The sequence below is a fragment of the Nonomuraea sp. NPDC050680 genome (genome assembly GCF_040654555.1).
GTDB lineage: Bacteria > Actinomycetota > Actinomycetes > Streptosporangiales > Streptosporangiaceae > Nonomuraea.
This window is the reverse complement of record NZ_JBFAIF010000004.1, coordinates 403237-419829: the sequence shown is the minus strand read 5'-3', so window position 1 is coordinate 419829 and position 16593 is coordinate 403237. Positions and strand designations below refer to the sequence as shown.

At 69.1% G+C, this 16593-nt stretch carries 17 protein-coding genes; 6 read left to right on the top strand and 11 right to left on the bottom strand.

Annotated elements, in window-relative coordinates; all coding sequences use genetic code 11:
- Window positions 1–72: 72 nt before the first annotated feature.
- The gene (locus AB0H88_RS17660) at window positions 73–486 is read right to left on the bottom strand and encodes a hypothetical protein (RefSeq protein ID WP_357645540.1); all 414 of its coding nucleotides are present in this window, start codon (window positions 484–486) and stop codon (window positions 73–75) included.
- Here AB0H88_RS17660 and AB0H88_RS17655 point away from each other — a divergent pair.
- A complete protein-coding gene (locus tag AB0H88_RS17655) occupies window positions 461–817 on the top strand; it encodes a hypothetical protein (protein WP_357645538.1) in 357 nt (118 codons plus the stop codon). The two genes, AB0H88_RS17660 and AB0H88_RS17655, sit on opposite strands and share 26 nt — an antisense overlap.
- A gap of 262 nt (window positions 818–1079) precedes the next feature.
- Complete coding sequence (locus AB0H88_RS17650; RefSeq protein ID WP_357645536.1) at window positions 1080–1424, top strand: hypothetical protein; 345 nt, start codon at window positions 1080–1082, stop codon at window positions 1422–1424.
- 441 nt (window positions 1425–1865) lie between these two features.
- Here the strand turns inward: AB0H88_RS17650 and AB0H88_RS17645 are convergent, their stop codons facing one another.
- The 7 genes from AB0H88_RS17645 to AB0H88_RS17615 form a co-directional block, all read right to left on the bottom strand.
- On the bottom strand, window positions 1866–3452 hold the full coding sequence (locus AB0H88_RS17645; RefSeq protein WP_357645535.1) for a Na+/H+ antiporter: 1587 nt from the start codon (window positions 3450–3452) through the stop codon (window positions 1866–1868).
- Window positions 3453–3573: 121 nt separating this feature from the next.
- On the bottom strand, window positions 3574–4551 hold the full coding sequence (locus AB0H88_RS17640; protein ID WP_357645533.1) for a M24 family metallopeptidase: 978 nt from the start codon (window positions 4549–4551) through the stop codon (window positions 3574–3576).
- An 11-nt stretch (window positions 4552–4562) separates the two neighbouring features.
- On the bottom strand, window positions 4563–5471 hold the full coding sequence (locus AB0H88_RS17635) for an ABC transporter ATP-binding protein (RefSeq protein WP_357645531.1): 909 nt from the start codon (window positions 5469–5471) through the stop codon (window positions 4563–4565).
- Window positions 5468–6310, bottom strand: coding sequence for an ABC transporter ATP-binding protein (locus AB0H88_RS17630; RefSeq protein WP_357645529.1), 843 nt, complete (start codon window positions 6308–6310; stop codon window positions 5468–5470). Before AB0H88_RS17630 ends, AB0H88_RS17635 begins: the two co-directional genes overlap by 4 nt.
- On the bottom strand, window positions 6307–7182 hold the full coding sequence (locus AB0H88_RS17625; protein ID WP_357645527.1) for an ABC transporter permease: 876 nt from the start codon (window positions 7180–7182) through the stop codon (window positions 6307–6309). Before AB0H88_RS17625 ends, AB0H88_RS17630 begins: the two co-directional genes overlap by 4 nt.
- A complete protein-coding gene (locus AB0H88_RS17620; RefSeq protein ID WP_357645525.1) occupies window positions 7179–8246 on the bottom strand; it encodes an ABC transporter permease in 1068 nt (355 codons plus the stop codon). The genes AB0H88_RS17625 and AB0H88_RS17620 overlap by 4 nt, the downstream gene beginning before the upstream one ends.
- A 2-nt stretch (window positions 8247–8248) precedes the next feature.
- Complete coding sequence (locus tag AB0H88_RS17615) at window positions 8249–9823, bottom strand: ABC transporter substrate-binding protein (RefSeq protein ID WP_357645523.1); 1575 nt, start codon at window positions 9821–9823, stop codon at window positions 8249–8251.
- A 107-nt stretch (window positions 9824–9930) separates the two neighbouring features.
- Between AB0H88_RS17615 and AB0H88_RS17610 the strand changes: the two genes are divergently transcribed.
- A complete protein-coding gene (locus tag AB0H88_RS17610; RefSeq protein WP_357645521.1) occupies window positions 9931–10566 on the top strand; it encodes an Lrp/AsnC family transcriptional regulator in 636 nt (211 codons plus the stop codon).
- A gap of 1 nt (window position 10567) precedes the next feature.
- Here AB0H88_RS17610 and AB0H88_RS17605 read toward each other — a convergent pair whose 3' ends face one another.
- Window positions 10568–10912 (bottom strand): hypothetical protein, encoded by a 345-nt coding sequence (locus AB0H88_RS17605; protein WP_357645519.1) that lies wholly within the window; start codon window positions 10910–10912, stop codon window positions 10568–10570.
- A gap of 275 nt (window positions 10913–11187) precedes the next feature.
- Between AB0H88_RS17605 and AB0H88_RS17600 the strand changes: the two genes are divergently transcribed.
- The 3 genes from AB0H88_RS17600 to AB0H88_RS17590 all read left to right on the top strand — a co-directional run bounded on the left by AB0H88_RS17600 (window position 11188) and on the right by AB0H88_RS17590 (window position 13720).
- Window positions 11188–12216: an alcohol dehydrogenase catalytic domain-containing protein gene (locus tag AB0H88_RS17600; protein WP_357645517.1), complete on the top strand. Its 1029-nt coding sequence runs from the start codon at window positions 11188–11190 to the stop codon at window positions 12214–12216.
- 137 nt (window positions 12217–12353) lie between these two features.
- On the top strand, window positions 12354–13118 hold the full coding sequence (locus AB0H88_RS17595; protein WP_357645515.1) for a hypothetical protein: 765 nt from the start codon (window positions 12354–12356) through the stop codon (window positions 13116–13118).
- Window positions 13115–13720, top strand: a complete 606-nt coding sequence (locus AB0H88_RS17590; RefSeq protein WP_357645513.1) for a hypothetical protein — start codon at window positions 13115–13117, stop codon at window positions 13718–13720. The genes AB0H88_RS17595 and AB0H88_RS17590 overlap by 4 nt, the downstream gene beginning before the upstream one ends.
- 312 nt (window positions 13721–14032) lie before the next feature.
- On the opposite strand, the gene AB0H88_RS17585 is transcribed toward AB0H88_RS17590, so the two are convergent.
- Together AB0H88_RS17585 and AB0H88_RS17580 are read right to left on the bottom strand one after the other, a co-directional pair.
- Window positions 14033–14977 (bottom strand): C45 family peptidase, encoded by a 945-nt coding sequence (locus AB0H88_RS17585; RefSeq protein ID WP_357645511.1) that lies wholly within the window; start codon window positions 14975–14977, stop codon window positions 14033–14035.
- Between the two features lie 191 nt (window positions 14978–15168).
- On the bottom strand, window positions 15169–16128 hold the full coding sequence (locus AB0H88_RS17580) for an RNA-binding protein (protein ID WP_357645509.1): 960 nt from the start codon (window positions 16126–16128) through the stop codon (window positions 15169–15171).
- Window positions 16129–16593: the final 465 nt, after the last annotated feature.

The window sequence follows — 16593 nt, the reverse complement described above, 5'->3', positions numbered from 1 at the left end:
GCCTGGTGAGAAGGTTAGCCTCGTCGGCGACCTGACCCCAGCGGGCACAGCCGAAATGTCTGTCAGCAACGTTCAGCTGTCCCACTCACGCACTGCCCTGGTCAGATGACAGACACCACGACCATCCCGGCGTACTGGCCGCGAAACAGGAACAGGAGCGCTTCCGGCGCGGCCCCCTGGCCGGGAACGATCACCTACGGCACCCTCGATCCGCTCAGCGCGCACCCAGTCGCCGAAGTCCTCCAGCCACGGCCGCTGCAGGTCGCGATGGCTGGCCACGTGGAACCTCGCCAGCGTGAGCCTCTTGCCGATCATCTCGGTGGGGTCCACCGGAATTGCGGCGCTCGTGCTGCCGAGCTGATCCTTCAGCGCCCCGCACAAGGCGAATCGGGCGCCGGGCCTGGCCATTTCGGTCGTTGCGGCGAGGTGCTCGCCGCCGACGTTGTCGAAGTAGATATCGATGCCGTCCGAGGCGGCCTCGCGCAACGCGGGCCGGTTGCTCAAGCAGACCGCCCCGGGCAACAAGGTCACCAGCTTCACGGTCAATGCGGCCGGTGAACCAACTACGGTCACCGATCCGCTAACCAACAAGACCACCACGGACTACGACCTGGCCGGACGCCCGACCAAGGTCACCGATCCGAACCTCAACGCCAGCGTCGCCGAGTACGACCTGGCCGGCCGCAAGACCACCGTCAAAGACCTGAACACCACCGCGGTGCAGCGCACCTACGGCTACGGCTACGACCTCGGGGGCAACCCGACCAGCACCACCTCCCCGAAGGCCACATCACCACGCAGACCTTCGACGCGCTGAACCGCGCCACCTCGCTCATCGAACCGGTCTCGGCCGGCGATCAGATCTGAACTCCACCGATGAACTCTGGAGATGCGGATAAGTTGCGTGCTGGAACAGTCAGTAAAAATATCGCTCGTCGGCCGACGCCGCCAGGCAGGTAGGCGAAAAGGTGGGGTATCATGCAGGGCCGAAAAGTGACTATGGTTGCTCTCGCCATCTCTCTTGCCCTTGGGGATGCGCAAAACAGCCTGAGGAGGTCGAAGGCGGTGCGCTTGAAGAAGTGCGTAAGATCGGCACGATCGTGTGGGAAAAGCGTCAAGAAGGCATGATGGGGGCTGAGCTTGTCGTGACCCATGCCTTCGTGGTCAACGTCGGCGGTGACACCGAGGAGGAGTCGCTGAAGAAGGCGGTAGCATCCCTCCGCAGCCATAGTTGGACCATTTCCGTAGACGGTTCGTCCATCAATGTCTTCTTGGAGTCGTCCAAGTGGAAAGACGCTAATCTTGCTGTTAGCGTGTTCCGTCATTCGGAAGAGAGTAATCTCCCGGAGGTCAGGGAGGCAATCAAAAGGCAAAGTGTCAATACCGGAGCGCTCGTTAGCGTGGGTGTGTTCCAGGGTTCATGAGTGCTTCTGGTTCCGAACAAAGCTGCTTTCACCGGCGACTTGATCCCCTCGGTGCCGGACTCCGGACCCGTGAAGCGCAAGTGCATACTGCTGCCTCAATTCCCGCGCCAAACAGTCCTGCTTTTTGCGATCCGCATGATGAGTTGATTACGAGCGGTCGAGGAACGCGTTTGTGACCCGTCAGTTCTCAAGCTCCTGTGCGTGATCTTGCGCGCTGGGACGATGGCGGAAGGACAGGTGCGTCAGCCGGTTACCGGAACCGCGCCAGGCAGGGTGATCTCGGCTCGGAGGGCGGCGGCCCCATGTACATCTGTGGGATCCGAGTCATCGAGGCTCTCGACCTCACAGATGCCGTAAATGGCCAGATCTACCACCACAGTATTCGGCGCATGATGCGACTATCTGATGAACGAACCTTGCGACTTGCGCTGTGGAGAGATCTCAGTGCATGCTCCGGGCGTCGAGTTGGCGTAGCACCCTCGTGACCACCTCAGGGTCGGCGGTTGAGTCGCGGCGTGCGTCGAGCACTGCCTGGCGGGCGGCAGACATCATCTCCGACTCGACGCGCCTGACCGTCCGTACCCGCTCGGCGCGCTTCTCGTAGGCTGCGCGCCGTTCCTCGTCGGCGGCCTCGGCGCTGATGCGCATGCCGATGTCCGTCATCCGTTTGGAGAGCAGTTCGACCACCTCTTCGGGCAGGTCCTCGGCCTCGTCGATCTCCTTGAGCCGTCGCTTGGCGGCCTTGGCGGCGCTGATGGCCAGGCGGCGTTCCAGGTCACGTTCGGCTGCGGTGTCGGATTTGACGCCCAGCCTGCTCACCAGCCAGGGCAGCGTCAGACCTTGGAAGACCAGCGTGACCAGGATGACCGCGAACGCGATGAACACGAGGACGGCCCGCTCCGGGAACGGCGACCCGTCCTCCGTCTTCAGCGGGAGGGCCAGGGCGAGCGCCACCGAGGCGACGCCGCGCATGCCCGCCCACCACATGACCACCGTCTCACGCCAGCTCAGCGGCACCTCGGAGTCGTCGTCCCCGGCCCGGCGGGTCTTCCTGGCCAGCCAGGCGGCGGGCAGCAGCCAGACCAGCCGTACCACCACCACGACGCCCACCACGGCGGCGCTCCAGCCGAGCACCTCGATCAGCCGCCCGCCGAGCGTGCCGAACACGTTGTGCAGCTCCAGCCCGATCAGCCCGAACGCCACGCCCGTCACGAGCGTGTCGACGATCTGCCAGAACGTCGCGGAGGCGAATCTGCCGTGTACGTCGTCGGCGTCCGACATGCGGTCGCTCAGGTAGAACGCGCTGGTCAGTACGGCCAGCACCCCCGAGCCGTGCCACTTGTCGGCCAGCGCGTAGCTGACGAACGGCACCAGCAGCGACAGCCCCACCTGCAGCGTGGCATCGCCCAGCAGAGCCATCAGCCGGCCGGCCAGCCAGCCGAGCCCCAGCCCCACCGCGACCGCCACCACCGCCGACAGCACGAACTCGCCCAGCGCGCCCGGCCACCAGAAGACCCCGGTGACCGCCGCCGTGATCGCCACCTTGTACAGCACGATCGCGGTGACGTCGTTGAACAGGCCCTCGCCCTCCAGCAGCGACACCAGCCGCCTGGGCAGCCCCAGCCGGCCCGCCACCGCCGTGGCCGCCACCGGGTCGGGCGGCGCCACCAGCGCGCCGAGTGCCGCCGCGGCCGCGATCGGCAGGCCCGGGATGAGCGCGTGCGCCGTCACCGCGACGGCCGCCGTCGTCACGAACACCAGCGCCACGGCGAGCAGGAAGATCGGCCGCCAGTTCGCCGCGAACTGCCGCCACGACGTCCGCCGCACCGCCGCGTACAGCAAGGGAGGGAGGAGGAGCGGCAGCACGATGTCGGGTGGAATGTCCACGTTCGGCACGAACGGCAGCAGGGCCAGGACGATGCCGAGCAGGGTCATCAGCACGGGCGACGGCAGCCCGAGCCGGTCGCCGAGCGGCACCGTGATGAGGGCGCCCAGCAGGATGAGCATGAGCAGCACGAACTGGTCCACGACGCCCTCCGATGATCGCCTCAATCAGCCTAGACGGGTCGTTTGCCGAGGCCACGGAGGGGCGGCCCCCCGGAGGTGCGGCGTCAGCGGTCGAGCTGTCCCAGAGAGGCGGTGTGGGGCGTCAGTGGTCGAGGACCTGGAGGGTGTGGTGGGCGGAGCCGAGGGGGGCCGGGCCCGCCGCCGTGATGGCGACCACGTCGGCCACCCGGGCGCCGAACAGGTCAGGCACGTAGATCGCGGGCTCCAGGCACAGGGTCATCCCCGGTTCCAGCGGCGTATCGTCACCGGGCTGCACGCGCGGGCCCTCGTCGTGGCCCAGGCCCACGCCCCGGCCGAAGTGGGTGGCGGCGAAACGGCCGTACCCGCTGTCGTCGATCACGTCCCCGACCGCCTTGGCCACGCTCTCGGCGGCGGCCGACGGCTGGGCCGCCGCGCGTAGAGCGGCGGCCCGTGCGGCGAGTACTACCGAGTACATGGCCTCGAAGTCCTCCGGCGGCTCGGCGACGGCGAAAACCCGCGCCACCTCAGCGCAGTAGCCGTCCCATCGGCCGCAGAGCGACACCAGCAGCGCGTCGCCGGGGTTGATCACCCGGCCGCCCGGGCGATGCGCGGGGCGCGCGGTGTGCTCGCCCGCGGCCACCCGCAGCGACAGGACCTCCTCGCAGCCGGTCTCCAGCAGTAGTAACCGCAGCCGGGCCGCCATCGCCCGCTCGGTGGCGCCGAACCAGGACAGCTCGCGAGCCTGGCCGAGCACCGATTCCGCGGCCACGACGGCGCGCTGGACCGCCTCGATCTCGTGCGGCCGCTTGCGCAGCCGCAGCGGTGCCAGCACGGCCGTGGCGGGCACCAGCTCGGCCTCGATCGCGAGGCCGAACAGCTCACGGACCCGCATCTCGGGGTCCACGCCGACGCGCCGCGCGGCCCGGGGTACGAGCGGGGCCGGGTCGGCGGTCTCGGCGGCCGTGTCCCGGGTGACGACGAGAAACCCGTCGCCGTGCCCGCCCAGGAACCTGAAGTCGGGGGAGGGCCGCAGCACCAGGGCGTCGACCTCGGCCTCTGCCATGGCCGCCCGCACGGCCTCCAGGAGGGGTTCCGTCACGACGGGTTCCGTCACTTGGGCTCGTGCAGCCAGCAGGCGACCGGTCCGAAGTCGGGCTCCTTGTCCCGGCACACGTCCATGACCTGCGGGCAGCGCGGGTTGAACCGGCAGCCCGCCGGCGGGTTCGCCGGGTCCGGCACGTCGCCGGGCAGTTCGGCGGGCAGCACGCCCATCCCGTCGGGCTTGGGGATGGCGCGCAGGAGCGCCTGCGTGTACGGGTGCCGGGGGTTGGCCCACACCTCGGCCGTGTTTCCCACCTCGACGATCCTGCCGAGGTACATGACCGCGATCCGGTCGGCGATCAGCCGCACCACCGACAGGTCGTGGCTGATGAACAGCAGCCCCGCCCCCGAGTCCACGGCCAGGTCGCGCATCAGCGTGGCGACCTGCGACTGGGCCGAGGCGTCCAGCGCCGAGATCGGCTCGTCGCCGATCAGCAGCCGGGGCCGGGCCGCCAGCGCCCTGGCGATCGCGATGCGCTGCCGCTGGCCGCCCGAGAACTCGTGCGGGTGGCGGCTCGCGAAGTCGCGCGGCAGCCCGACGCGTTCCAGCAGGTCGGCGGGCGCGGTGGCGGTGTCGCCGGAGGTACGGAGCCCGTCGGCGATCTGGTCGCCCACGCGGCGGCGCGGGTTCAGCGACGCGTACGGGTCCTGGAACACCATCTGGATACCCGTCAGCTTCCGCCGCCGCAGCCCGAGCGGTGTGACCGGCTGCCCGTCGAAGGTGATCGAGCCCTCGGTAACGGGGTTCAGCCCGCAGACGGCGCGGGCCAGCGTCGACTTGCCGCAGCCGGACTCGCCGACCAGGCCGACGACCTCGCCGGGCCCGACCGACAGGCTCGCCCCGGCGACCGCCCTGACGATCGGGCGCCCGGGCGAGCGGTGCTCGACGACCAGGTCGTCGATCGCCAGCAGGGTCATGAATCCTCCGAACGGGGAGCGGGAGAGGGCTCGGCGTCGGGCAGTTCGGCGTCGGGCAGTGAGGTCTCGGGCAGTGAGGTCTCGGGCAGGGAGTCGAGCAGGGAGCGGGTGTACGGGTGAGCGGGTTCGCGCAGTACCTGGCCGCGCGGCCCCGTCTCCACCACCAGGCCGTCCTTCATCACGCTCACCTCGTCCGCCACCGCCGACATGACGCCCAGGTCGTGGGTGACGAGCAGCACGGCCAGCCCCAGTTCGTCGCAGAGCCCGCGCAGCAGCCGCAGCACGCCCGCCTGCACGGTCACGTCCAGCGCGGTCGTCGGCTCGTCGGCGATCAGCACCTTGGGGGAGCAGGCCAGCGCGATGGCGATCGCGACGCGCTGCCGCATGCCGCCGGAGAACTGGTGCGGGAAGCGCCCGTACGCCTCCTCGGCCCCGGGGATGCGTACCTTGCCGAGCAGCTCGACGGCCCGCCGCCGGGCTTCCCGCTTGTCGACGCCGAGGTGGTGGCGCATGTGCTCGGTGAGCTGCTTGCCGATCGTGAGCATCGGGTGCAGGCTCGTGGCCGGGTCCTGGAAGACCATGGCCACCTCGCCGCCTCGCACCCGGTTCAGCTCCTTGGGCGGCAGCGTGAGCAGTTCGCGGTCGCCGAGGGCGATGCTGCCGGTGGTCCGCGAGCCGTGCGGCAGCAACCCGAGTACGGCCAGGCCGGTCATCGTCTTGCCGGACCCGCTCTCGCCCGCCAGCCCGTGCACCCGGCCCTCCTGGAGCGACAGGTCCACGCCGCGCAGGATCTCCTTGCCGCCGATGGTCACCTTCAGATCGGTGATGTCCAGGGTCACAGCGCACGCTCCTTGATGGCGCGGGCCGTACGGGGGTCGAGGGCGTCCCGCAGCGTGTCGCCGAGGAAGTTGAAGGCCAGCACCACCGTCAGGATCGCCAGGCCGGGGAAGGTCGCCACCCACCAGCTGTCGAAGACCTCCACCCCGGAGGCCACCATCGCGCCCCACTCCGGAGACGGCGGCTTGGCCCCGAGGCCGAGGAACGACAGCCCCGACAGCAGCAGCAGCGCGGTGCCGATGTCGAGCGTGGCCAGGACGAGCACCGGACCCGTCACGTTCGGCAGCACGTCCACGCGCAGCGAGCGCCAGGCCGAGAAGCCCAGCAGCCGCCCGCTCAGCACGAACTCCCGCTCCCGCACGCCCAGCACCAGCCCGCGCGTCACGCGGGCGTAGGCGGGCCAGGCCACGACGAGTACGGCCAGCACCGCGTTGGTCAGGCTGGCCCCGAGCGCCGCGGCCACCACCATGGCCAGGATGACCGTCGGGAAGGCGAACACCAGGTCCGCCACCCGCATGATCGTCTCATCCACCCATCGCCCGAAATATCCGGCGCAGGCGCCGAGCAGGCCGCCGATCAGCACCGACAGCGCCACCAGCATCAGCGTCAGCGGGATCGACAACCGCGCGCCGTGCATGACCCGGCTGAGGATGTCGCGGCCGAGCTGGTCCGTACCGAACCAGTGTCCGGGTCCGGGGGCGGCCAGGCGCGGCAGGTCCTGGGCCAGCGGGTCGTGCGGCGCGAGCACCGGCGCGGCCAGCGCGATCACGAGCCAGGCGATCGCGATCACGCCGCCGACGATGGCCAGCGGTTGCCGCCAGGCATGGGGGAGCCGCCCGGTCAGGCCCTTGCGGGCCAGGGGATCCCGTTTCACTGCAACCTCACTCGGGGATCGATGACGCCGTACAGCACGTCCACGATCAGGTTGATGACGAGGTAGACGACACCGACCACCAGCCCGACGCCCATGACGGCGGGCAGGTCGAGGGTGGTGGCGCTCTTGTAGGCGTACTGGCCGACGCCCGGCCAGGCGAAGATCGCCTCGACCAGTACCGTGCCGGACAGCAGGCTGCCGAACGCCAGGCCGGCGACCGTGATGATCGGCACCAGCGCCGAGCGCAGCACGTACCGGAACAGGATCGTCCGGCCCGGCAGGCCCTTGGCGCGGGCGGCCCGCACGTAGTCCTGGCCGAGCACCTCCAGCACCGCCGAGCGGGTGAAGCGGGTCAGCAGCCCGATCGTGTACAGGGCCAGCACGAGGGCGGGCGTGATCAGGTGGCCGACGGCCGAGCCGAAGATGTCCCACCGGCCCGCGAGCAGCGCGTCCACCGTCTGCAGGCCGGTGACGGCCGGGGCCGTGCCCAGCGCCGCGTCGACCCTGCCGCTGCCCGGGGTGATCTGCAGCCGGTAGAAGAACACGTAGAAGGCCACCAGCGCCAGCCAGAACGTCGGCACCGAGATGCCGATCAGGCTCAGCACCCGCAGCGCGTGGTCCGACAGCCGGTCCCTGCGCAGCGCGGCGATCACGCCGAACGCCACGCCGAGCACGAGCGAGACCAGGATCGCCGCCCCGGCCAGTTCCAGCGTCGCCGGGACGAACTCCGCCAGGTCCTGGCTCACCGGCCGGTGGCTCTGCTGGCTGGTGCCGAGGTCGCCGTGGACGACGCCCTGGAGATGCAGCAGGTACTGCTCCCACAGCGGCTTGTCCAGACCGTGCTCGCTGCGCCACTGCGCGACGATGGCCGGGTCGCCCAGGGCCCGCTGGCCCAGGTTCGCGGCCACGGGGTCACCGGGCACCAGGTTCGTCAGCACGAACGTCACCACCGTGATGCCCCAGGCCAGCAGGAGCGCCATGAGGATCCGCCGGATCAGGAACCGGGCGAGGGGATGCGCCCCGCGCCGCCGGGACGGGCGGGGCGGGGCGGCCGTGGTGGGCATGCCTACTTCGCGCCGAGGTGGGCGACGTCGACGGTCCAGACCGGGTGATACTCGAGGCCGGTCACCGAGGCGGCCGTCACGATGTTCTGGCTCGGCTGGATCAGCGGGATGAACGGGCCCGAGGCGTTCAGCTTCGTCTGCACGTCGGCGTACGCCTGCTTGCGCGCGTCGTCGCCGATCGCGACCGCGGCCTTCTCACCCGCGGCCTCGATCTCCTTGGCCGCCCCGGCCTTCCAGCCCGCCCGCAGGCCCACCGTCTTGCCCGGCAGGAAGGCGAGGTAGTCGCTGGGGTCCGGGTAGTCCGGGCCCCAGTACCACAGGCCCATCTCCTCCTTGCCGTTGCGGTAGTTGTCCAGCGCGGTGGTGACCGGCGCGGGCTGCAGGTCCACCGTGATGCCGACCTCCTTGAGGTTGGCCTGGACGCGCTCGGCCAGCGGCTGGAACGACAGGCCGTTCACGGTCAGCTCGCTCGGGTACTCCAGCTTCACCGTGGGGTTGGTCACGCCGCTCGCGGCCAGGGCGGCCTTGGCGCCCTCGACGTCGCGCTTGGCCGCCTGGTCGGCGGGCAGCGCGCCGAGCAGTTGCGACGGGATCACGCCGGGGGCCTGCGTGGAGCCCTCACCGGCCAGTTCGAGCAGACCCGCGTAGTCGACGCCCTTGCGCACGGCCTCGACGAACTTGGCGTTCGGCGTCGTCTTGCTGACCTTGTCGTCCTGGTTGGCCAGCAGGAAGATCACGTTGGCCGAGGCGGTCTTCTTGACCTGCAGGTTGGCCGGCATGCCGGTCACCTGGTCGCCCGACAGGTTGAGCGCCACCTGGCTGTCGCCGCGCTGGACGTTCAGCTTCTGCGTGGCGGACTCGACGTTGCGGATGACGACCTTGTCGTAGGCGGGCTTGGTGCCGTAGTACTTCGGGTTCGCCTTCAGTACGACCTGGCTGCTGACGTTGAACGACTCGATCGTGTACGGGCCCGAGCCGGCGGAGGAGGCGTTCAGGTACTGCTCGGCCTTGTCCTGCGCGTCCGCGGTCGCGCCGTGCTGCTTGGCGAGCTTGCTGTTGATGATGCCGAGCGCCGGGTTCGGCAGGATGAACGGCAGCGCCGGGTTGGCCGCCTTGGAGGTCAGCGTGATCGTCGAGTCGCCCTCCTTGGCCACCTCGACGCCGTCGAGCAGGAACGAAGGGGTCCCCTTCATGTCCCGCACCCGGTTCAGGGAGAACACCACGTCGTCCGCGGTGACGGGGGAGCCGTCGGCGAACGTCGCGCCCTGCTTGAGCTTGAGCGTGAGCACCTTGCCGTCCTTGGACAGCTCGTACGACTCGGCCAGCGCCGGAACCGGCTTGGTCACGTCGGCGCCGTCGAAGGTCAGGAGCGTCTCGTAGATCGCCTTCTCGACGGTCAGGCCCGTCGGCTCGTACGTGCGCCCGGGGTCGGCCGTCTTGAGGTCGAAGGACGTGTCGATCACCAGGGTCTTGCCGCCGCTCTGGGCAGCGGGAGTCTGGGAACCGCCGCTTCCGCAGGCGGCGAGGGCGAGTGCACCGGCGAGCAGCACAGCCGCCGTCTGCGAGCGGGTCGCCATTGAGTCCTCCAGTTGGACGGTTGGCCGAAAGATGTCGAGGATTGTCGGGCAGAACGTCCAGGCACCGTGCGGTCGCTGAGACGTATATAAATGGGCTGGGGGTAACTATGAGTGAAATTTCCAGGAATGGTGCCAGCGGTAGCGGTCAACCTGGACGGATCGGCATCGGCCTGGAGCTCGACGCCGTCCACCTGAAGATCCTCGAGGTCCTGCGGGAGAACGGCAGGATCTCGGTCTCGTCGCTGGCCGAGCGGGTGGGCATCTCCCGGGCCAACGCCTATACCCGCTTCGAGGCGCTGCGCGCCGACGGCGCGATCAAGCGGTTCACCGCCGAGATCGACCACGTCAGGACGGGCCTCGGCATCACCGCGCTGATCTTCGTGACCGTGCGGCAGCAGATGTGGAAGCAGTTCAGGGCCGAGCTGGCCAGGATGCCGGAGGTCGAGTACTGCGCGATCACCACCGGCCAGCACGACGCGATGATCCAGGTGCGGATGTCGGACGTGGCCGAGGTCCACGCCATGGTGACCGACCGGCTGGCCAACATCCCGGCCGTGAAGGCGACCGAGACGGTCTTCATCCTGGACGAGGTGCTCAGGCGGCCGTACGTGCTGCCCAGCGACCGTGACAAGGCCCGTCCGGTACGGCGGGCGGCCCAGGAGGCCCCCGGCGACGTGCCGCTCGGCAAGATGCGCTTCGTCGGCGCCGCGGAGGGAAGGGCCGCCCTGCGCAAGGACGGGTAGGTCAGCCGGTGACGACCTCTGTGCACACGCTGACGTGCCGGGTGTCGTCGCCCTCGAACTGGAACTCCTCCACCAGTCGCAGCCGTCCGTCGGCCTCGGTCTCGATGCGGCTGTTGCTCTGGCCGCCCGCCTTGCCCCCGGCCTTGAGCGCGTGCGCGTAGGCGATGGAGACCAGGTCGCCGTCCCTGGTGCCGACAAAACGGCCATGCGTGACGGTGTCGCCGGTGTAGCTGCCCCACACCACCCCGTCGGCCTCCCAGTAGTCGAACGCGGTGGGCCGCTCCTGGTCCACCACGCTCGCCGTCGAACTCACCATCACGAATCTGCGGCCGTTGAGAAGGTTCACGCCGCCTATGCTCCCGATATTTCATGACACGGAGAGTCAGGCTGGACGTTTCTCGCCGAACGTCGAGATCTCCTCGGCGATCCGTCCAGCCGCCGGGGCTGCGAAACGGGACTTGTCAGGAATCCGGCTCTGCTGGCCGTGGCTTACCAGGGGTCAGACAAGGAGTCAAAGCGCCGAGTGGAACGATGGACTTGTGACGGCCTCTCCGCGGGCCGCCGCTTCCCATGAGACGAATTCCCATGAGAAGAATTCCCATGAGAAGAAAAGGAGACGCCATGTCTTCTTCGGCCACGCACCGTTCCATGCAGGTCAGCGAGCCTGGCGGGGACCTGTCTCCCGTCCGGGCGGACACCCGGGAGCCGGGCCCGGGTCAGGTGCGGATCACCGTCGAGGCGTGCGGGGTGTGCCACTCCGACGCGTTGATCACCTCCGGTCACATTCCGGGCACCACCTTTCCCGTCACGGCGGGGCACGAGATCGCGGGACGCGTCGACGCGATCGGCGACCACGTCACCGGCTGGTCCGTCGGTGATCGAGTGGCGGTCGGCTGGTACGGAGGCAGCTGCGGTCACTGCGACGCCTGCAGGCAGGGAGACGGCATCCTGTGCCCCGAGCTCCAGGTGCCGGGCGCCGCGTACGCGGGCGGGTTCGCCGACTCCGTCGTGGTGCCGGCCGTCGCCCTGGCCGCGATCCCGGACGAGCTCACGGCGGTGGAGGCCGGGCCTCTGGCCTGCGCCGGCGTGACCGTGTACAACGCGCTGCGCCACAGCTCCGCGCGTCCTGGCGACACCGTCGCGATCCTCGGAGTGGGCGGCCTGGGACACCTGGGCGTCCAGTTCGCCGCGAAGATGGGCTTCAACACCATCGCGCTGGCCCGCGGTCCCGACAAGGCGCCGCTGGCTCACAAGCTCGGCGCCGCTCATTACGTCGACAGCGCCACCGCGCCCGTGGCCGACGCGCTGCGGGCGTGCGGGGGAGCCAGCGTGGTGCTGGCGACGGTGACCAACGCCGAGGCGATGTCCGCGACGATCGACGGCTTGGGGCCCCGCGGTGAGCTCATCATCGTCGGCGTCGACATGGAACCGCTGCGCGTCACGCCCCTGCAGCTGGTGGGGGCGGCCAGGCGGGTGTACGGACACGCTTCCGGCAACGCGGTCGACATCCAGGACACCATGAGGTTCGCCGCCCAGAGCGGTGTCCGGGCGTGGACCGAGGAGGTCCCGCTGGAGGAGGCCCAGGCGGCATTCCAGAAGATGCTCTCCGGCCAGGCCCGCTTCCGCATGGTCCTGACCACCGGGAACTGATTGACCATCGCAGCGGAAACTCCGCCGGACTGTTACCGATCGGTTACGTACCGTACCGCAATCTATCCCCTGAGTAGTCATGCGGTCTGTGATAGTAATGTCACGCTCGGTGTTCGGTGGGGATTGGGGAGATCCTTATGCTGCAATACGTGATCGCGGCCGTGGCCGCAGTGGGTGTGGTGGCGCTCGCGGCCACCCTGTTCAGGCTCACGAAGAAGGGCAGCGACGACAACGACGCCGGCGGACCGTCGGCGGGCCACGCGGGCGCGATGCTGTCCGCCCTGTTCCTCCTGGTCTTCGCGATCGCGATCATCGTGCCGTGGACCACCGCCGACTCCGCCAGCCAGAACACGCACACAGAGAGCCAGGCCGCCGTGGAGGCCTACTGGTCGGCGTCCGGCCTGCCCGGCACCGCCCCTGACGTGGTGCGCGCCGGGCTGCGCGACTACATCACGTTCGTCGTCAGGGACGAGTGGCCCGCCATGGAGCGCGGCTCGATGGATCCCGTCGGCACGGAGCGGCTCGACGCGCTCCGGGCCCGAGTCGCCGCGCTGCAGGTGACCGACGACCAGAAGGAGGCCAAGACCGCGGTGCTCGACCACCTCGCGGCGATCGCCTCCGCCCGTTCCCAGCGCACCGCCGACGCCGCCGCGACGCCGCCCGACGGCCTGCTGGCCCTGACGATCCTCACCGGCCTGCTGGTCGTCCTGTTCCCGTTCCTGGCCGGAGCGCGGCCGACCGGGCTGGCGGTCCTGCCGCTGCTGGCGATGGCCGCGATGCTCGGCTTCGGCATCTACCTCACCTGGGACATCTCCCACGCCTTCGACGGACCGCTGGCCGTGGGGCCCGAGGCGTACAAGGGCGCGCTGCAGGAGTTCGCCCGGATAGCCGGAGGCGTGTGACCGTGGGGGCCTGGCGCATGCCGCTGCTCCTGGCGGGCACGCTGTTGGCGCTGTCCGCGAGCGCTCCCGCCGCGGCCGATCCGGATCCGGGCGACGTGACGGTGGAGGTCGGCGTCGAGGCGACCGTCTGTTTGGACGTGCCGCTGGTGAGCGTACACATCGGGCACTGCGGGTCACCGGCGGTGCAGCCGCCGACCGTGGTGAAGCCGCCGACCGTGGTGATCGTGAAGCCGCCCACCGTCGTCACCCCGGAACCGCAGCCGGTGGCCACCCCGAAGGCGACGCCCAGGGTGCGGGTCGTGATCACGCCCCCTCCAACCAAACCCAAGCCGACTCAGCGGCCGACCTCCCGGCCGATCCGAAACCCCGTGCGGGTGCGCCACGTCGCGCCCCAGCCCGTCCGCGTCAAGCCGGCGAAGCCGACACCGAAGCCCACCCCGACCCTCAAGCCGACCCCCAAACCTCCGGTGACCTACGTACGCGCCCATCGCGCCCCGCCACCGCGCCCGCGGAAGAACCCGCTGGGGACGGTGCTCCTGATGGTGGTCCTCACCACGGCCATCGCCTCCACCACGGCTGTGGCGTTCGCGGCCGCGCGATAAAACCGGCACCCGGCACCGGCCTCCGGAGCCAGCCCAGCCAACCGATCTGCCTAAGCTGACTACATCTCTATGGCGCTTAGCCATAGGGCGTGAGCAATTGTCAAGACCTGTGGGTTGGGGACCACGTGGCGAGAGACGCCTTGTCGGGGTATCGGGCGGGGCGCTCGTCCGGCCCTTGGAGCGGTGCCGAGCCCCTGCCGGTCCACCGTGCGGCCGTGGCAGGGCCGGCCGAGGGAGGGCCCATCGGCGGCGGGTGAAATCACGTTCTTGCAAGATCTTCGTGCAGGGGTGAGCAGGAGTCCGGGAAGCCTCTCAGTCGGCCCGGCCCAAGGTCACGGTGCGGGTTCCGGGTGTGAAGTCATCGAAGGACTGTTGCCAGGACTCACCGGGCCAGTAGTACGTCACAAGGCCCTCGGCGGGCCGGTAGTGGGCTGTGTAGAGCGTTCTCGACCCCTGCTCGTCGACGGATCGGTACAGCGGCGGCTTCAGCATGGCTGCCACGTCCGTACCCGCGGCGCGGATGGCGCGCAGCCGCTCCTGCGTCCGCATGGCCCGCTCCTGCTCGTCGGTCACTGGCAGGTGCTGGTGATTGGCGGCGCAGGCGTCCGGCGCCACCGTCGGCGATATATCCGGCCCCACGAACACCGTCATCGCCTTGGTGGGATCGACAAGGGTGAGGTTCTGGGGGACGGCGACCGGCAGGGACCGCAGCCTGTCGACCGCCTCATCGACGGTGTCGCTCGTCTCCAGCAGGTAGCGCACGAGGATGAGAATGGCGAAGCCGCGTCCGTAGACGGAACGTCCGCCCCAGGTGAGCGAGATCGCGAGACCGGCGTCGTTCATCCCGTCCTGCATGCCCCACAGCATGTCCTGCATCCCGATCACGGGGCGCAGGAAGCAGGAGGAGACGATGGTCCCCTCGCACTGATCGGGCCGTAGGTCATAGTTGCGCAGCAGAGTGCCGTTCTGGCCGATCTGGGTGCAGGCCTGGGAGAACGGCCGCAGTGCCGCGTGGGTGAGGAAGACTTCCGCCTCGGGCCGGTCGAGTTGGCCGGCCAGGCGGTCCAGAACCGGGACCAGTTCCGGCATGTGCGCTCGGAACAGCGCCCGAACACGATCCGCGCCCTCCGGAGTCCGGCCCTCCTCGGTCAGCAGGCCCTCCATCTCCTGCCACAGGGCCCGGGCGTAGGCGGCCCACCGCCCGTCGCCGCCGTCGCCGACCTCGATCGCCTGGAAGGTCTTGTGCTGTTGCCGCAAGACTGCCACTCCCTGTGAGAATCGGACGAGGTGTGGACAACCTAGCTACTTGGGCAGGTATTCACCAGGTGGCCGCCATCGGCGACGGCCAGGCGCTGGATCTGATGTAGCCGCTGAACGCGAGCGTGGCCGATTCCACGTAGGCGAACATGTCCCCCGTTGGAAAAGCCGGGAGCCAAGAAGGCTGGCGCTTAGGGCATCCATCGTGCGCGGAGCACGCCATCGGTGTCGGGCATCACGGCGGCCATCAGCGGGGTGCGTTCGTCCTCGTGGCAGGAAAGAATCAGCACCGCTCGGGCTTCAGCCAGCATGGCGGGCACTGCCGGATATTCAGCTTCGTCGACCGTGAGGCTGGCGATGTCCCCTCGAAGGTTTTGCCAGACGATATCAATGAGGCCGTCGTGGGGAAGGCCGGCAAGGGCTGCGTCCACGTCTGTCGATAGGTCGGGCCAAATCAGCAGCCTGGCCCGGGGGGCGAGCCGACTCCGTGTCGGGGACACCTCATCGAGGGTGATGCGGTGCCAGCGTGAGGCGTTGGAGAGATAGCCCTCCTCAAGCAACACCGCGCCTTGCCTACTGATGAGAGCATTCAGCTCGGCCCAGAATGCGTCATCGGCGGGGCGTCGCCGTGCAGAATCGTCTTCATCGAGTTGTGGGTCGTACGGTGACTGGTTGATCGGTTCGGCGAAGAGCCCGCGCTGCTGGGTAAGCGCCACCGCTTGTGAGCACCGTAGTGCGCTGCCGACATAGACGTACTGGTCGTAACCGACGTGAACGAAGAACTGGTCCTCGGCCTCCAAGCGGCACCAGGCACCGTTGTCGCGCAGCATTGCCCGGACCAATTCTAGGGCGACAGCCAGCGGAACCTGCGCCCCGTCGTGATAACCGGTCAGGTCGGGCGGGAAGAGCCCGGCCAGGCCGTGACCGTCGATCGGAGAATCTGCACCGAAGTTGACGAAGCCGCTCACCTCAGGGTCCCGGATGGTGAGGTGGGTGATGCCGGCTTCTTCGGCGAAAGCGGCCACAGACGCCAGGTAGGCCGCTTCCACAGGGCCGTGGTCGCTGTCCACGTTTTCGGGACCGTCGTAGTGCCCGGCTTCATTGCGGTCGGCCGGGTCGTACTTCGTGACGCGGTAGACGCGTAGCCCCATGTCAGTTCGGTCATCGACGAGATGGACCTGAGGTGACGATGCCGGTGAGCCAGGACCTGCCATGGGAACGTACACCGCCCCCATTTTGGCGGAAGGTCTGGACTTTCCGTGATGTTCAGACGTTGCTCATAGATTGCCGCACACGGCATGCTGACGACGTCTGCTCGTCACGGTCTCGCTATGGCTCTCCTCTGGAGAGGAGTACAGCCTGCCCTGTCCGTGGACCCCTCGTGGACCAGAGAGGCTCCGACTGTGGGCCGCCAGGATGCTTCTGCAGGTCAACCGGGCAACGCTAGGTAGCTCCGCAATCCTCTCCGGAGCCGGGTGCGTAGGTTCGAATCCTACAGGGGGCAAACGATCTTGACCGACGGTTTCGGCCGCTGACCAGGGTGAACATCGTACGAACGAGCGGGCCTCCAGTCTCACCGAATTCCGCCCAGACCCGCTGGCGGGCGGTCAACGCAC

What these genes read in the sequence shown, in the direction of transcription:
- AB0H88_RS17655 (WP_357645538.1), top strand. Translation starts at nt 461, where the DNA reads ATGCCGTCCGAGGCGGCCTCGCGCAACGCGGGCCGGTTGCTCAAGCAG.
- AB0H88_RS17635 (WP_357645531.1), bottom strand. Translation starts at nt 5,471, where the DNA reads ATGACCCTGCTGGCGATCGACGACCTGGTCGTCGAGCACCGCTCGCCC.
- AB0H88_RS17620 (WP_357645525.1), bottom strand. Translation starts at nt 8,246, where the DNA reads ATGCCCACCACGGCCGCCCCGCCCCGCCCGTCCCGGCGGCGCGGGGCG.
- AB0H88_RS17615 (WP_357645523.1), bottom strand. Translation starts at nt 9,823, where the DNA reads ATGGCGACCCGCTCGCAGACGGCGGCTGTGCTGCTCGCCGGTGCACTC.
- AB0H88_RS17610 (WP_357645521.1), top strand. Translation starts at nt 9,931, where the DNA reads ATGAGTGAAATTTCCAGGAATGGTGCCAGCGGTAGCGGTCAACCTGGA.
- AB0H88_RS17600 (WP_357645517.1), top strand. Translation starts at nt 11,188, where the DNA reads ATGTCTTCTTCGGCCACGCACCGTTCCATGCAGGTCAGCGAGCCTGGC.
- AB0H88_RS17595 (WP_357645515.1), top strand. Translation starts at nt 12,354, where the DNA reads ATGCTGCAATACGTGATCGCGGCCGTGGCCGCAGTGGGTGTGGTGGCG.
- AB0H88_RS17580 (WP_357645509.1), bottom strand. Translation starts at nt 16,128, where the DNA reads ATGGGGCTACGCGTCTACCGCGTCACGAAGTACGACCCGGCCGACCGC.